Origin of the sequence: Micrococcus sp. SL257, assembly GCF_026625585.1 — a bacterium.
Lineage (GTDB): Bacteria > Actinomycetota > Actinomycetes > Actinomycetales > Micrococcaceae > Micrococcus > Micrococcus luteus.
On the sequence record NZ_CP113053.1, the window covers coordinates 1,785,381 to 1,800,447 of the forward strand.

A 15,067-nucleotide genomic window follows, 5' to 3' on the forward strand; every position below is an offset into this window, starting at 1 on the left:
CGCGCCCGGCCCGGATCAGGCGGTCGGGACGGACGCCCCGTCGCGGGAGATGCGGGTCATCTCCTCCCGGTCCACGACCTTCACCCGCTCCCGCGCCACCGGCCCGGCCTCCGTCGCCTGCGCACCCAAGGACTTCTCATGCTCATCCAGAGCATGCCAACCAGCCCACGTCGTGTACGGGACGCCGCGGGACTCGAGCAGCTCGATCACCGACTCCTCCGAGGGCTCCTGGGCCGTCCACAGCCCCGGCTCGTCCTCGATCAGATGCTTGATCGTCTCCAGAGAGTCACCCTTGGTGTGCCCGATCAACCCCACCGGGCCCCGCTTGATCCACCCCGAGGCATACAGACCCGGCACCGGGGCACCGTCCGCGTCCAGCACCCGGCCTTCCGCATTCGGGATCACACCGCGCACCTCATCGAACTCCACCCCCTCCACCGGGGACCCGAAGTAACCCACGGCCCGGTAGACCGCCTGCACCGGGTAGTCCACGGTCTCGTCGGTCGGGCGGACCCCACCGGAGCCGTCGAGCTCCATCCGACGCATCCGCAGACCGTCCACCCGGCCGTCCCCGTCCTCGTCCAGGAACTCCTCGGGGGCCTGGAGGAAATGCAGGTGCAGCCGGCGGGAAGCGCTCTGCTGACGGTCCTCCTGCTCCATGAGCCAGTTCGTCAACGTGCCCACCATGGTGCGGACCTGGTTGTTCTCCTCGATCGCCTGCTCCGAGGCCTCATCGAAGTCGAAGTCCTCCTCGTACAGCACGATGTCCACATCCCGGGAATGGGCGAGCTCCCGCAGCTCCAACGGGGTGAACTTCACCTGCGCCGGCCCGCGACGACCGAACACGTGCACGTCCGTGACCGGGGACGCGGCCAGGTCCCGGTACACGTTGTCCGGGATCTCGGTGGGCAACAGGTCCTCGGCATGCTTGGACAGGATCCGGGCCACATCCAGGGCCACGTTCCCGTTGCCGATCACCGCCACCTGCGTGGCCTCCAACGGCCAGTGCCGCGGCACGTCCGGGTGCCCGTCGTACCAGGCGGCGAAGTCCGCGCCACCGAATGAGCCGGCCAGCTCGACGCCGGGCACGTCCAGGGCCGCGTCGCGCACAGCCCCGGTGGAGAACACGATCGCGTCGTAGTGCCGACGCAGGTCCGCCAGGCTCAGGTCCGTGCCGTAGTCCACATTCCCCAGGAAACGGATGTCGCCCCGGTCCATGACCTTGTGCAGGGCGTTCACGATGCCCTTGATGCGCGGATGGTCCGGGGCCACCCCGTAGCGGATCAGGCCGAACGGGGCCGGGTACCGGTCGAACAGGTCGATGCTGACGCGGAAGTCCCGCTCCTCCTTGGTCAGGATGTCCGCCGTGTACACCCCGGCGGGTCCGGCACCGATGATGGCGATGCGCAACGGGCGGTCAGGCCTCGAGGCCGAGGGGGTCAGGGTCATGCTCGTGCTCCTTCGGAGGTCGGGTTCAGGGTCAAGATCGGGGCAGGGGCGGCGGCCGCAGGCGCGCCGGTGGCGTAGGGGCTCAAGCGCACGACGTCGCCCACGACGATCACGGCGGGGTTCTCCACACCGACGGCGGCCGCCTGCGCGGCGATGGTCTCCACCGTGCCCACGGTGACCCGCTGGTCCGGCATCCAGCCACGCTCGATGATCGCCACGGGCGTCGCACCGTCGAGGCCGCGCTCCGTCAGTCGGCGCGCGGTGTCCGCGAGCCGACGCACGCCCATCAGCAGGACGAGCGTGTGGTCGGCCCGGGTGGGCACTTCGGCCAGCTCTTCGTGGCCGGTCACCAGCGTGAAGCCGGTGGCGACGCCGCGATGGGTGACCGGGATCCCCGCGGCGGCGGGCACCGAGACGGCGCTCGTGACACCGGGGACCACCTCGACGTCGACGCCATGGGCGCGGCAGTGCGCTGCCTCCTCGCCGCCGCGGCCGAGCACGTACGGGTCGCCGCCCTTGAGCCGGACGACGAGGCGGCCGGCCCGGGCCTCCCGGACCAGGACGGCGTTGATCTCGTCCTGCGTGGCCAGGTGGTTCCCGGGGGCCTTGCCGACCTCGATCACGGGCACCGCCGGGTCCAGCTCGGCCAGGAGGGCGCGCGGGCCCAGCCGGTCGGCGACCACCACGTCGGCCTCCGCGAGCAGCTGTCGGCCGCGCACGGTGATGAGCCCGGAGTCGCCGGGGCCGCCGCCGACGAGGGCCACGCGGCCGGGCTCGGCGGACGCGCGCCGCCGGCGCAGCGGCAGCCGCCCCGTCGACAGGGCGAGGGTGATCGCATCCTTCAGGGCGCGGGCGCGGCGAGGGTCTCCCCCGGCGTTGACGGCCACGGTCACGTCCCCGGCCCGGACGACGGCGGGCGTCCAGGCGGCGGAGGACTCGGCATCGGAGGCGTCGACGCACCAGACGCGGCGGGCCTCGGCGTCGGAGGCCACGGCCCCGTCCACGGCCCGGTCGCCGGTGGCGGTCTGGGCGAACCAGACCCCGTCGAGGTCGGACGGGCGGTAGGGGCGGCGGTGCAGGGTGATCAGGCCGGCCGCCGCGAGCCGCTCCACCTCCTCCCCCGGCTCCGGGGCCACCACGGTGACGAGCGCGCCGGCGTCGAGGAGGGCGCCCATGCGGCGGCCGGCCACGCGCCCGCCGCCCACGACCAGGACGGGCCGGCCGAGCAGACGCAGGGAGGTGGGGTACAGATCGGACGCGGTCATCGCGTGCTCCCTTCCAGCAGCCCGCGGCGGCGCAGCATGCGCCGCTCGACGGGGCCGAATGCGGCCAGTTCGACGAGGACGCCGACGGCCAGGATGGTCAGGACGGCGCAGAGGACGACGGCGAGGTCGGACGCGGCACGTCCCTCGTGGAGCAGGGTCCCGAGTCCCACGCCCATGGGCCCGCCGACGGCGATGATCTCGGCGGCCATGAGGCCTCGCCACGCGAAGGCCCAGCCCTGGCGCAGGCCGGAGACGAAGGCGGGCAGGGCGGCCGGGAGGACCACCAGCAGGGCGGTCTCGAGACGCGAGGCGCCCAGCACCCGGGCCGCGCGACGCAGCTGCGGCGGCACCTGGTCCGTGCCGGTGGTGAGGCCGGCGACCACGGCGGGGACGGCGCCGGTGAGCATCACGAAGTACGCGGTGGCGTCGCTGAGGCCGAACCACAGCACCGCGAGCGGCACCCAGGCCACGTTGGGCAGCACCATCAGGGCCGTGAGCAGCGGGCCGAACGCCCGCCGCAGGACGCCGACCTGTCCGAGCACGAGGCCCAGCCCGACGCCGACGACCACGGCGAGTGCGAAGCCCACGACGGCGCGGCCCACCGACGTCGCCACTGCCTGCTGGACGAGGCCCTGCGCCCACAGCGTCCCGAAGGCCCCGACGACGTCACCGGGACCGGTGATCGGCTCACCGCGCGCACCGGCCAGCCACGCGAAGGCCTGCCAGATCGCCACGAGCAGGACGACGGCGGCCACCGGGAGCAGGACCCGGCTCCAGTCCCACCCGGCCAGACCCGTCCGACGGGTCGAGTCGACGGCCTGGAGCGCGTCGAGGCCGCTGTCGAGCTCGCGCAGCTCGTCGTCGGTGGCGGCCCCCGGCGCGCGGCCGGGGGCGTCGAGGGTGGGGGTGTCAGTGCGCATGGCGACGGATCTCCTGACCGAGTCGGGCGGTGATGGCGGCCGTGAGGGCGGCCGCGGCGGGCGCGTCGTGGCGGGCGGCCGCGGGCACGTCCCATTCGGCGACGACGCGACCCGGACGTGAGGACAGCAGCAGCACCCGCTGGCCGAGGCGGACGGCCTCGGCCACGTTGTGGGTGACGAACACGACCGTCCGACCGGTCTGCCGCCACACGCGCTCGAGCTCCCCATGCAGCAGGTCGCGGGTGATCGCGTCCAAGGCCGCGAACGGCTCGTCCATGAGCAGCAGGGGGCGGTCCTGGGCGAGGGCCCGGGCCAGGGCGACGCGCTGGCGCATGCCGCCGGAGAGCTGGTGGGGTCGCAGGTCGGCGGCGTCGTCCAGGTGGACGAGGCGCAGCAGCTCCCCGGCACGCTCCCGACGCTCCCCCGCGGCCACACCGGCGAAGCGGAGGGCGAGCTCGATGTTGCCGCGGGCGGTGAGCCACGGGAAGAGGGCGGCGTCCTGGAACATGAACGCGGCCCCCTCCCGGGGGGTCTTGACGACGCCCGCGGTGGGCGCCTCGAGCCGGGCGATGATGTTCAGCAGGGTGGACTTGCCGCATCCGGACGCGCCGAGCAGGCAGACGAACTCGCCCGGCTCGATCCGCACGGAGACGTCCTCCAGCACGGGCGTGGGCCCGCCGAAGCTCTTGCCCACGTCCTCCATCACCACTGTCATGACCGCTCCCGTCCCGCCGTCGTCATCCGTCTCAGGCCTCGTCGCCGCCGCGCACCATGCCGGCGGCGAGCGTGGCCCCGTCGTGGGGGTCGATCACGAGGAACGCCCCGGTGCGCCGATGCACGGCGTAGGGCTCCACGGGCAGCGGCGCGGCCAGGTGCAGGCGCACCTGTCCGATGTCGTTGAGCCCGAGGGTCTCGGCCGGGTCGAGCCGCAGGGTGTCGAGGTCGAGCCGGCCGGCCACCTCCTGGACGAGCGCCCGGACGACGGCGGTGCCGTGCTTGACGAGGACCTGCTGCCCGACGCGCAGCGGCGCGGCGGAGAGCCAGCACAGCGCGGCGGCCACCTCCGCGGTGGGGCGCGGGGCGGTGTCCGCGGCGGCGATCGTGTCCCCGCGGGCCACGTCCACCTCGTCGGCCAGGCGCAGGACCACCGACTGCGGGGAGGAGGCCTCCTCGAGGGACTCGCCGGCGGCGTCCACGCCCACCACGGTGGTGGTGCGCACCGGCTGCCCCGGGGTGAGGACGGCGACGGCGTCCCCGGGCCGGACGGTGCCCGCCACCACCTGCCCGGCGTAGCCGCGGTAGTCGCGGAAGACCTCGGGGTCGAGGCCGGGGGCCAGGGCGCCCTGGGGGCGCACCACGAGCTGCACCGGGAAGCGGAAGGAGGCCGCGGCGTCGTCCTCGGCGTCCGCCCCGGGCAGGGACTCGAGCAGCTCCATGAGCGTGGGGCCGGTGTACCAGTCCGTCCGCTCGGAGCGGGTGACCACGTTGTCGCCCTGCAGGGCGGACACCGGGACGCTCACCGCGTCGGAGAGGCCGAGCTCCCGGGCCACGCGCCGCACGTCCTCGGCGATCGCGGTGAAGACCTCCTCGGCGTAGTCCACGAGATCGATCTTGTTGACCGCGACGATCACGTGCGGCACCCGCAGCAGGGCCACCACGCTGAGGTGGCGTCGGGTCTGCTCCACCACGCCCTTGCGGGCGTCCACGAGCAGCACGACGGCGTCGGCCGTCGAGGCGCCCGTGACGGTGTTCCGGGTGTACTGCACGTGCCCGGGGCAGTCGGCCAGCACGAAGGTGCGCCGGTCCGTGGCGAAGTACCGGTACGCGACGTCGATCGTGATCCCCTGCTCCCGCTCGGCGCGCAGGCCGTCGGTCAGCAGCGCCAGGTCCAGCCCGCCCTCGGCGCCGCCGAAGCCCCGCTCGGCGGAAGTGCGGGCCACGGCCTCGAGCTGGTCGGCCAGGACGGCCTTGGAGTCGTGCAGGAGGCGGCCCACGAGGGTGGACTTGCCGTCGTCGACCGAGCCGGCCGTGGCCAGGCGGAACAGGGTCCCGGCGGGGGCGCGCCGGTCCAGCAGTGCGGTGCTCATCAGAAGTACCCGTCCTTCTTGCGATCTTCCATGGCCGCCTCGGAGATGCGGTCGTCGGCGCGGGTGGCCCCGCGTTCGGTCAGGGTGGAGGCGGCGACCTCGAGCACGACGTCCTCGACGGTGGCGGCCTCCGAGAGGACGGCGCCGGTGCAGGACATGTCGCCCACCGTGCGGTAGCGCACCGTCCGCGTGGTGACCTCCTCGTTCTCGGCCGGGCGGGAGTGCTCCCCCACGGCGCGCCACATGCCGTCGCGGCGGAAGACCTCCCGCTCGTGCGCGTAGTAGATGGAGGGCAGCTCGATGCCCTCGCGGGCGATGTACCGCCACACGTCCAGCTCGGTCCAGTTGCTGATGGGGAACGCGCGGACGTGCTGGCCGGGGGTGTGACGGCCGTTGTAGAGGTTCCACAGCTCGGGGCGCTGGTTGCGCGGGTCCCACTGGCCGAACGCGTCCCGCAGGCTGATGATCCGCTCCTTGGCCCGCGCCTTGTCCTCGTCACGGCGGCCTCCCCCGAAGACGGCGTCGAACCGGTTGGTCCGGATCGTGTCCAGCAGGGGGGTGGTCTGCAGGGTGTTGCGGGTGCCGTCGGCGCGCTCACGCAGCTCGCCGCGGTCGATGTACTCCTGCACGGAGCCCACCACGAGCCGCAGGCCGAGCCGCTCCACCGTGCGGTCGCGGAACTCGAGGACCTCGGGAAAGTTGTGGCCGGTGTCCACGTGGACCACCGGGAAGGGGATCCTGCCCGGCCAGAAGGCCTTCGCGGCCAGGTGGAGCATCACCACCGAGTCCTTGCCGCCCGAGAAGAGCATGGCGGGGCGCTCGAACTCGGCCACCACCTCGCGGATGATGTGGATCGCCTCGGCCTCCAGGGCGTCCTGGACGTCGGGCCCGGCGGGGCTCACGGTCCCCGGGTCGGGGGCATGGGTGAGGGTCATCGTGTCTCCTTGGTCTGTCTCGGGTGCGGCGCTCAGACGTGGATGCCGCACTCGGTCTTCGCGGTCCCGGCCCAGCGCCCGGCTCGGGGGTCCTCCCCGGGGGCGACGGGGCGGGTGCAGGGACGGCAGCCGATCGACGGGTAGCCGTTCTGCAGGAGCAGGTTCACGGGCACGTCGTGGTCCGTGGCGTAGCCGACCAGGTCGTCGAAGCTCCACGGGGCGACGGGGTTGACCTTGACCATGCCGTGGGCCTCGTCCCAGCCCACCAGCGGGGTGTTCGTGCGCGTCGGCGCCTCGTCCCGGCGGACGCCGGTGAACCACAGGTCGTATCCGGCCAGCGCCCGGTTGAGGGGCTCGACCTTGCGCATCGCGCAGCACAGCCCCGGGTCACGGGCGAACAGGTCCTTGCCGTGGCGCTCGTCCTGCTCGGCCACGGTCAGCTCCGGCAGCACGTCCACCACGGTGACGTCGAGGCGGCGGGCCACCTCGTCGCGCGTCGCGAGGGTCTCGGTGAAGTGATAGCCGGTCTCCAGGAAGAGGACGTCCACGCCGGGCATCCGCTGCGCCACCAGGTGCGGCAGGACGGCGTCGGCCATGGAGCAGGCGACGGCGGCCCGGCGGAGGTCCACATGGCGGGCGGCCCAGTCGACCACCGCCGCGGCGGGGGCGTCCCAGCCGAGCTCGGCGGCGCCGGACTCCGCGAGTGCCTGCAGGCGCTCGAGGTCCTCGGTCGGACGGGTGGGGGGAACGGTGCTCATCGGAGGGCCTCCTCGTCGACTCGGTGCGCCCACCGGGCGAAGGTCTCGCCCGGCTCGCGCTGCTCGTCGTACCGGCGGACGAGGCGCTCGACGTAGTCGACCAGCCCGTCCGCGCGGACCTTCAGGCCGCGGACGCTGCGTCCGAGGCCGGCCTCGGCGCGGTCCACGGAGGCCAGCCCGCCGCCCAGGTGCACCTGGAAGCCGGGCGTCTGGCCGCCGTCGTCGTCCGGGAGCAGCTGCCCCTTCAGACCGATGTCCGCGGTCTGGATGCGGGCGCAGGAGTTGGGGCAGCCGTTCACATGCAGGCTCAGCCGCTCGGGGAGGCGGTCGGCGAGGTCGGCCAGGCGCTCCTCCAGCTGGGCGATCGCGGCGGTGGCGGTGTCCTTCGTGTCCACGATGGCGAGCTTGCAGAACTCCAGGCCCGTGCAGGCGATGGTGGAGCGGCGGAACACGGACGGCTCCGGGTTCAGTCCCAGCTCCTTCAAGCCGGCCACGACGGCGTCCACCCGGTCCCGCTCCACGTCCAGCACCACGATCTTCTGGTGGGGGGTGGTCCGCAGCCGCGTGGAGCCGTGGGCCTCGAGCAGGTCCGCGAGGGCGGTGAGGGTGGTGCCGCTGGAGCGGCCGACGACGGGGGCGGCACCGATGTAGAAGCGGCCGTCCTTCTGCTCGTGGACCCCCACGTGGTCGCCGGGGCGGGTGGGCGGGGCCGGGGCGGGTCCGTCGGGCAGGGCGTAGCCGAGGTACTCCTCCTCCAGCACGGTGCGGAACCTCTCCGGCCCCCAGTCCTCGAGCAGGTACTTCATGCGGGCCTTGTTGCGCAGGCGCCGGTAGCCGTAGTCACGGAAGATGCTCACGACGGCGTGCCACACCTCGGGGGCGCGCTCGGCCGAGACGAAGGCGCCGATCCGGTCGGCCAGGCGCGCCTTCGTGGACAGGCCGCCGCCGACCCACAGGTCGTAGCCGGGGCCCAGCTCGGGGTGCACGACACCGATCAGGGAGACGTCGTTGATCTCGTGGACCACGTCCTGGGAGGGGTGCCCGGTGATGGCGGTCTTGAACTTGCGGGGCAGGTTGGAGACCTCGAGGTCGCCGATCCAGCGGTCCGCGATCTCCCGGATCACGGGCGTGGGGTCGATGATCTCGTCCGCGGCGATCCCGGCCACCGGTGAGCCGAGGATCACGCGCGGCACGTCGCCGCAGGCCTCGGTGGTGGACAGGCCCACGGACTCCAGGCGCCGCCAGATCTCGGGGACGTCCTCGACGCGGATCCAGTGCAGCTGGACGTTCTGCCGGTCCGTGATGTCCGCGGTGTCACGGCCGAAGTCGGTGGAGATCCCGCCGATCACGCGCAGCTGCTCGGTGGTGAGGTCGCCGCCGTCGATGCGCACGCGCAGCATGAAGTAGCGGTCCTCGAGTTCGTGGGGCTCCAGGGTGGCGGTCTTGCCGCCGTCGATCCCCTGCCGGCGCTGGGTGTACAGGCCCCACCAGCGGAAGCGGCCGTGCAGGTCGTCCGAGGGGATCGAGTCGAAGCCCTCCCGGGCGTAGACCTGCTCGATGCGCTCGCGGACGTTCAGGCCGTCGTCCTGCTGCTTGAACTCCTCGTTGTGGTTCAGGGGGGCGGTCCCGTCCACCTTCCACTGGCCGTGCGGCTTGGCGGAGGGACGGCGCGGAGTGCGCGCCGGCCTCGACGTCTCGTTCACCTGGGTCATGGCCGCCACGCTAGGAACCCGGCATGCCGCCCCCAAGATCGTCGACGCGGTTCGTCACGTTCCCGGGGCCGGGCCGCGGTCGGTGCCCGGCCCGGCCCCGGTCGTGTGACGAACGGCTCAGCGGCCTCCGGCGGCTCCCCTCGGGGCCTCGGCGAGGGCGGACCGCAGCCGGTCCAGGGCGATCCGCGCCACCAGCGGATGCGGCAGCAGGGGGTCGGTGACCGCGTCCGCGCCGGCCTCGCCGAGTCGGTCGTGGAAGTACCCGGGGGCCAGCAGGTGGGCGGCCACCACGGCGCGACGGCCGGCGGCGCGCACCCGGGAGACGGCGTCGGGCACACGGGGGGTGGCCGCCGCCCCGAACGCAGCGGTCACGGGCAGTCCCGTGGCCCGGGCCAGGGCCCCGGCCAGGGCGTGCACCTGGGCCTGGCCGTCCGCGGCGCGGGTGCCGGCCGCCGCCAGGATGACGTCCGATGTCGCGGCCTCACCGGCCGGCACCGCCCGGGCCACCCGCTCGGCCAGAACGGTCACCAGGCGCGGCTCGACGTCGTCCCCGGCCCCGGCCAGCGGTGCGGCGGCGATCGTGCCGGGTCGGGCGGCTGCGGCGTGGTGGATGTCGTGGTGGACGTGATGGCCCAGGGACAGCAGCAGCGGCACGATCACGGCCGGCTCCCCCGGGGGCAGGGCCGCCACGACCTCGTCGAGGGAGGGGCTCTGCACGTCCACGTAGGCCTCGTGGACCTGGGCGCCCGGCCCCTCGGCGGCCAGGAGGGCCGCCAGGTCGGCACGGAGGCCGTCGATCACGTCGCGGCCGGCCGCGTCGTGCGTGCCGTGGGCGCAGGCGATCACGTGCAGCACGGGCGCGCTCATGCCGAGCCCACCGCGTCGGCCCACACGTTCTGCGGCCCGCCGCTCACCGGCGGATCACCTTGTGCTGGGCGGCCTGGGCGACCGGCCGCATCACGATCTGATCCAGGTTCACGTGGTGGGGCAGCTCGACGGCGTGGACGCACACCTCGGCGACGTCCTCGGCGGTGAGCGGCTTCTCCACGCCCGCATACACGGCGTCCGCGGCGGACTGGTCGCCGCCCAGGCGGTTGCGGGAGAACTCCTCGGTGTGGACCATGCCCGGGAGCACCTCGATCACCCGCACGTTGTGCTCGGCCTCCTCCAGGCGCAGCGCGCCGGTGAGCCCGTGCTGGCCCATCTTCGCGGCGTTGTAGCCGGCGCCGCCCTCGTAGGCGGTGACGGCGGCGGTCGAGGTCAGGTTGAGCACGGTGCCCTCGCCGTGGGCGCGGAGCATGGGCAGGAACGCCTGGCACATCGTCAGGGTGCCGAGCACGTTGACGCGGTACATCCACTCCCAGTCGGCGCGGTCGCCCACGCCCACCGCGTCCGTGCCGAGCGCTCCGCCGGCGATGTTGACGAGGGTGTCGGCGCCGCCGTCGGCCTCGACGCGCGAGGCCAGCGCGGCGACGGCGGCCTCGTCCGTGACGTCCAGGGCGGCGGGGACGACGTCGCCGCTCACGCCCTCGGCCCGGGCGTCGGCAGCGAGGGTCTCGAGGCGCTCGGCCCGGCGGCCGACGGCGTACACGCGCCAGCCGCGGCGGGCGAGCTCGAGGGCCGTGGCGCGGCCGATGCCGCTCGTGGCCCCCGTCACGACGGCGGCGCGGGCGGGGTTCTTCGCAGGTTCATGGGTGTGGCTCACGCCTCCGACCGTAGCCGAGCCGTGCCGTTCGGAGCACCGCCCCGTTCACCTCCGCCAGGTCGACCGACTGGAAGGGCGGGACGTCCCGGGCATCGTCGCAGGCCCGGCCCGCCGCCCCGGTCATGGGAGGATGGCAGGCATGGCTGAGAACACGCAGGGCACAGACACGCCCATCGACGCATCGACCCCGTCCACCCCCGCCGCCGGCGCCGTGGCCGTGCCGGACAAGCCGGCCCTCGAAGGCCTCGAGGAGAAGCTGACCGCCCGCTGGGCCGACGAGCGCACCTACGCGTTCGACACGCAGACCACCCGCGAACAGGTCTACTCGATCGACACTCCCCCGCCGACCGCCTCCGGCTCGCTGCACGTGGGCCACGTCTTCTCCTACACGCAGACCGACGTGCTCGCCCGCTACCAGCGCATGAACGGCAAGAACGTGTTCTACCCGATGGGCTGGGACGACAACGGCCTGCCCACCGAGCGCCGTGTGCAGAACTACTACGGCGTCCGCTGCGACCCCGCCAAGCCGTACGTGGAGGGCTACCGCCCGCCGGAGAAGCCGGCGAAGAACCAGCGCGACTGGGACGTGATCTCCCGCAGGAACTTCATCGAGCTCTGCGAGGAGCTCGCCGTCGAGGACGAGAAGGTCTTCGAGGACCTCTTCACCCGTCTCGGCCTGTCCGTCGACTGGGACATGACCTACCGGACCATCGACGACGTCTCCCGCGCCGTCTCCCAGCGCGCCTTCCTGGCCGGCATCGCCTCGGGCGACGCCTATCTGGCCGAGGCCCCCACCATGTGGGACGTGACCTTCCGCACCGCCGTGGCCCAGGCCGAGCTCGAGGACCGCGAGGTCCCCGGCGCCTACCACCGCTACGCCTTCACCGCTGCGGACGGCGAGCAGGTCTTCATCGAGACCACCCGCCCCGAGCTGCTGGCCTCCTGCTCCGGCCTGGTCGCCCACCCGGACGACGAGCGCTACCAGCACCTGTTCGGCACGACCGTCACCTCCCCGCTGTACGGCGTGGAGGTGGAGGTCTTCCCGCACCCGCTGGCCAAGCCGGACAAGGGCTCCGGCATCGCCATGGTCTGCACCTTCGGCGATCTCAACGACGTCACCTGGTGGCGCGAGCTGCAGCTGCCCACCCGCACCCTGATCGGCCGTGACGGCCGGTTCGCCGCCGACGCCCCCGAGTGGATCACCACGGACGCCGGCCGACAGGCCTATGCGGACACCGTGGCCGGCAAGACCGTGTTCTCCGCCAAGCAGGGTGTGGTGGACGCCCTCACCGCGGCCGGCCTGCTGGACGGAGAGCCGAAGAAGATCATGCACGCCGTGAACTTCTACGAGAAGGGCGACAAGCCGCTCGAGGTCGTCACCTCCCGCCAGTGGTACATCCGCAACGGCGGCCGCGACGCCGACCGCCGCGCGGAGCTGATCGAGCGCGGCCGCGAGCTCTCCTGGCACCCGGAGCACATGCGCCACCGCTACGAGAACTGGGTCGAGGGCCTCAACGGTGACTGGCTCGTCTCCCGCCAGCGCTTCTTCGGGGTGCCGATCCCGGTCTGGTACCCGCTGGACGCGGAGGGTGAGCCCGACTATGAGAACCCGATCCTCCCGGCCGACGAGCAGCTCCCCGTGGACCCGGCCGCCGAGGCCGCCCCGGGCTACTCCGAGGACCAGCGCGACGTCCCCGGCGGCTTCACCGGCGACCCGGACGTCCTGGACACCTGGGCCACCTCCTCGCTGACCCCGCAGATCGTGGGCCGCTGGTCCCGTGACGAGGCGTTCTTCAACAACGTCTTCCCGTTCGATCTGCGCCCGCAGGGCCACGACATCATCCGCACCTGGCTGTTCTCCACCGTGGTGCGCGCCCACGCCCTCAACGGCTCCGTGCCGTGGACGGACACCGCGCTCTCCGGCTGGATCCTCGACCCGGACCGCAAGAAGATGTCCAAGTCCAAGGGCAACGTGGTGGTCCCGACCGACATCCTGGACCAGTTCGGCTCGGACGCCGTCCGCTACTGGGCCGCCTCGGCCCGCCTCGGCGCGGACACCGCCTACGAGGTGGCGCAGATGAAGATCGGCCGCCGCCTGGCCATCAAGCTGCTCAACGCCGCCAAGTTCGTGCTGAACCTGGGCGCCACGCAGGACGCCGTCATCCGTACGGCCGACGACGCCGCGGCCGTCACCAACCCGCTGGACGCCTCCCTGCTGACGCGCCTCGCGGCCACCGTGGAGCAGGCGACCCGCGCGTTCGAGGCCTACGACTACGCGCGTGCCCTCAACGTGACCGAGCAGTTCTTCTGGGCCTTCACGGACGACTACGTGGAGCTCGTGAAGGACCGTGCCTACGGTGGCCACGGCGAGGCCGAGCAGGCCTCGGTGGTGACCACGCTGGCCACCACCCTGGACGCCCTGCTGCGTCTGCTGGCCCCGTTCCAGCCGTTCGCCACCGAGGAGGTGTGGAGCTGGTGGCGCGCCGGCTCCGTGCACACCGCCGCGTGGCCGGGCGCCGCGGACGAGGTGGCGGCCCTGTCCTTCGCCGCCTCCGCCGGCGACGCCGAGGTCCTGCCCACCGTGGCGCAGGTCCTGGGTGGCATCCGCAAGGCGAAGTCCGAGGCCAAGGTGAAGCAGCGGACCGAGGTGCGCTCCGCCGTGGTGACCGGACCGGCCGACTGGCTCGAGAAGCTGCGCGGCGGCCTGGCGGACCTCAAGGCGGCCGGCAACATCGCGGACCTGTCCCTCACGCAGGGCGAGGCCGGCGAGTCCGCGCCCCTGACCGTCTCCGACGTGCAGCTCGCACCGGTCGACGACGACTGACCCGCGCCGCGCGTTCCCGGACGGTGTCTCGGGAGCGCACGCGGCACGACGACGGCCCCGTCGCCCATCACGGGCGGCGGGGCCGTCGTCGCGCCCGTGCTGCAAACCCGAGTCTGCCGTCAGCGTGGGATGTTCGTGGCCCGGATCCGGTAGGGCACAGCACGCGTCGGACAGTCCGCCGCCGGATCGGAGTTCGTCGGGAGGCGGCCCTCCCGGGGGTGTCGTGGTGCACCTCCCGGTCGTGCTCCTGCCGCATGTCGCAGTGCGGTCACCGCGGCAGGGGTGGACACTGAGAGGATGAGACCGACACCCGATCCCGCCCCGGCCGGCCGCCGCGCCTGCGACTCCTCCGCCCGGCGGATGTCCGCCGCCCTCGCCGCCATGGGCGTGCTCCACTTCGTCCGACCCGAGCCCTTCGACGGGCTGATCCCGCCGTTCCTGCCCGGCTCGGCCCGCGCGTGGACCCACGGCTCCGGCGTGGCCGAGCTGGCCGTGGCGGGTCTGCTGGCCGTCCCGCGCACCCGGCGCGCGGGCGGACGCGCCGCGCAGGCGCTCTTCCTCGGCGTGTGGCCCGGCAATGCGTGGATGGCCTGGCAGTGGCGACGCCGGCCCTGGCCGGCGCAACTGGCCTCCCTCGGGCGGCTGCCCCTGCAGGTCCCCCTGATCCGCGCGGCCGGCCGGGTGGCGCGCAGCTGACCCCCGCCGCCCCGCGCCCCCGACGACGCCGGCCCCACACCTTCGCGCTGAAGGTGTGGGGCCGGTCTCGTGCGAGCCGGGGGCTCAGTCGAACTGCGGATCCGTGGTGCGGGCCCGCTTGATCTCGTAGAAGTACGGGAAGTCGGCCAGGGCGACGGCGCCGTCGAAGATGCGGCCCGCCTCCTCGCCGCGCGGGATGCGGGTCATCACGGGACCGAAGAAGGCCGTGCCGTTGAACGCCACGACGGGCGTGCCGACGTCGTTGCCCACGAGGTCCTCCGCCTCCTTCTGGCTGGCGCGCAGCTGCTCGTCGGCCACGTCGGTGCGGGCGGCGTCCAGGATGTCCGCGTCGTGGCCGAGCTCCTCGAGGGCCTCGGCCACCACGGCCTCGTAGTCCGTGCGGCCCTGCTCATGGATGCGGGTGCCGACCGCGGTGTACCACGGGCCGAGCGCCTCGGCACCGTGCCGCTCGCGCACCTGCACGGCGGCGCGGGCCGGCAGCCAGGCCTTCTCGAGGCGGGCCAGGTAGCCGGGGTCCAGGTCGCGGCCCTCGTTCAGGACGGCGAGCGACATGATCTTGAAGACCACCCGCACGTCGCGCACCTTCTGGACCTCCAGGATCCACCGGGAGGTGATCCAGGCGAACGGGCACGTGGCGTCGAAGTAGAAGTCGACGGTGGGCTGCTGCGTGGTGTCGGTCATGCTGTGCTCCTTGC

The 15,067-nt window shown here is 73.5% G+C and carries 13 protein-coding genes; 2 read left to right on the plus strand and 11 right to left on the minus strand.

Translation table 11 applies throughout. The annotated features are described in order from the left end of the window. Positions 1-15: 15 nt before the first annotated feature. The 10 genes from OVA32_RS08235 to OVA32_RS08280 form a co-directional block, all read right to left on the minus strand. Positions 16-1,449, minus strand: a complete 1,434-nt coding sequence (locus tag OVA32_RS08235; RefSeq protein WP_134377139.1) for an FAD-dependent oxidoreductase — start codon at positions 1,447-1,449, stop codon at positions 16-18. After that, complete coding sequence (gene cobA, locus OVA32_RS08240; protein ID WP_101967219.1) at positions 1,446-2,714, minus strand: uroporphyrinogen-III C-methyltransferase; 1,269 nt, start codon at positions 2,712-2,714, stop codon at positions 1,446-1,448. The genes OVA32_RS08235 and cobA overlap by 4 nt, the downstream gene beginning before the upstream one ends. Then, complete coding sequence (locus OVA32_RS08245) at positions 2,711-3,634, minus strand: ABC transporter permease (RefSeq protein ID WP_044659090.1); 924 nt, start codon at positions 3,632-3,634, stop codon at positions 2,711-2,713. Before OVA32_RS08245 ends, cobA begins: the two co-directional genes overlap by 4 nt. Further along, on the minus strand, positions 3,624-4,349 hold the full coding sequence (locus OVA32_RS08250; protein WP_010078844.1) for an ABC transporter ATP-binding protein: 726 nt from the start codon (positions 4,347-4,349) through the stop codon (positions 3,624-3,626). Before OVA32_RS08250 ends, OVA32_RS08245 begins: the two co-directional genes overlap by 11 nt. 31 nt (positions 4,350-4,380) lie before the next feature. Further along, on the minus strand, positions 4,381-5,721 hold the full coding sequence (locus tag OVA32_RS08255; protein WP_041104782.1) for a sulfate adenylyltransferase subunit 1: 1,341 nt from the start codon (positions 5,719-5,721) through the stop codon (positions 4,381-4,383). Further along, complete coding sequence (gene cysD / locus OVA32_RS08260; RefSeq protein WP_060974121.1) at positions 5,721-6,656, minus strand: sulfate adenylyltransferase subunit CysD; 936 nt, start codon at positions 6,654-6,656, stop codon at positions 5,721-5,723. The genes OVA32_RS08255 and cysD overlap by 1 nt, the downstream gene beginning before the upstream one ends. A 32-nt stretch (positions 6,657-6,688) precedes the next feature. Further along, positions 6,689-7,414: a phosphoadenylyl-sulfate reductase gene (locus tag OVA32_RS08265; protein ID WP_041104785.1), complete on the minus strand. Its 726-nt coding sequence runs from the start codon at positions 7,412-7,414 to the stop codon at positions 6,689-6,691. Next, positions 7,411-9,126, minus strand: coding sequence for a nitrite/sulfite reductase (locus OVA32_RS08270; protein WP_267714020.1), 1,716 nt, complete (start codon positions 9,124-9,126; stop codon positions 7,411-7,413). Before OVA32_RS08270 ends, OVA32_RS08265 begins: the two co-directional genes overlap by 4 nt. Before the next feature lie 117 nt (positions 9,127-9,243). Then, on the minus strand, positions 9,244-9,993 hold the full coding sequence (locus OVA32_RS08275; protein ID WP_044659093.1) for a sirohydrochlorin chelatase: 750 nt from the start codon (positions 9,991-9,993) through the stop codon (positions 9,244-9,246). A 43-nt stretch (positions 9,994-10,036) separates the two neighbouring features. Next, a complete protein-coding gene (locus OVA32_RS08280) occupies positions 10,037-10,831 on the minus strand; it encodes an SDR family oxidoreductase (protein ID WP_044659094.1) in 795 nt (264 codons plus the stop codon). 139 nt (positions 10,832-10,970) lie between these two features. Between OVA32_RS08280 and valS the strand changes: the two genes are divergently transcribed. Together valS and OVA32_RS08290 are read left to right on the plus strand one after the other, a co-directional pair. Beyond that, complete coding sequence (gene valS, locus OVA32_RS08285; protein WP_044659095.1) at positions 10,971-13,655, plus strand: valine--tRNA ligase; 2,685 nt, start codon at positions 10,971-10,973, stop codon at positions 13,653-13,655. A gap of 360 nt (positions 13,656-14,015) precedes the next feature. Next, positions 14,016-14,351, plus strand: a complete 336-nt coding sequence (locus tag OVA32_RS08290) for a membrane protein (protein WP_044659110.1) — start codon at positions 14,016-14,018, stop codon at positions 14,349-14,351. Between the two features lie 84 nt (positions 14,352-14,435). Here OVA32_RS08290 and OVA32_RS08295 read toward each other — a convergent pair whose 3' ends face one another. Then, positions 14,436-15,053 carry a DsbA family protein gene (locus OVA32_RS08295; RefSeq protein ID WP_044659096.1) on the minus strand — a complete coding sequence of 206 codons (618 nt, stop codon included), beginning with the start codon at positions 15,051-15,053 and terminating at the stop codon, positions 14,436-14,438. Between the last annotated feature and the right edge of the window lie 14 nt (positions 15,054-15,067).

Bases quoted from the DNA above. Each gene is read 5' to 3' on its own strand.
- OVA32_RS08250 (WP_010078844.1), bottom strand. From the start codon at position 4,349: ATGACAGTGGTGATGGAGGACGTGGGCAAGAGCTTCGGCGGGCCCACG.
- cysD (WP_060974121.1), bottom strand. From the start codon at position 6,656: ATGACCCTCACCCATGCCCCCGACCCGGGGACCGTGAGCCCCGCCGGG.
- OVA32_RS08245 (WP_044659090.1), bottom strand. From the start codon at position 3,634: ATGCGCACTGACACCCCCACCCTCGACGCCCCCGGCCGCGCGCCGGGG.
- OVA32_RS08265 (WP_041104785.1), bottom strand. From the start codon at position 7,414: ATGAGCACCGTTCCCCCCACCCGTCCGACCGAGGACCTCGAGCGCCTG.
- OVA32_RS08290 (WP_044659110.1), top strand. From the start codon at position 14,016: ATGTCCGCCGCCCTCGCCGCCATGGGCGTGCTCCACTTCGTCCGACCC.
- OVA32_RS08270 (WP_267714020.1), bottom strand. From the start codon at position 9,126: ATGACCCAGGTGAACGAGACGTCGAGGCCGGCGCGCACTCCGCGCCGT.
- OVA32_RS08235 (WP_134377139.1), bottom strand. From the start codon at position 1,449: ATGACCCTGACCCCCTCGGCCTCGAGGCCTGACCGCCCGTTGCGCATC.
- cobA (WP_101967219.1), bottom strand. From the start codon at position 2,714: ATGACCGCGTCCGATCTGTACCCCACCTCCCTGCGTCTGCTCGGCCGG.
- OVA32_RS08255 (WP_041104782.1), bottom strand. From the start codon at position 5,721: ATGAGCACCGCACTGCTGGACCGGCGCGCCCCCGCCGGGACCCTGTTC.
- OVA32_RS08275 (WP_044659093.1), bottom strand. From the start codon at position 9,993: ATGAGCGCGCCCGTGCTGCACGTGATCGCCTGCGCCCACGGCACGCAC.
- valS (WP_044659095.1), top strand. From the start codon at position 10,971: ATGGCTGAGAACACGCAGGGCACAGACACGCCCATCGACGCATCGACC.
- OVA32_RS08295 (WP_044659096.1), bottom strand. From the start codon at position 15,053: ATGACCGACACCACGCAGCAGCCCACCGTCGACTTCTACTTCGACGCC.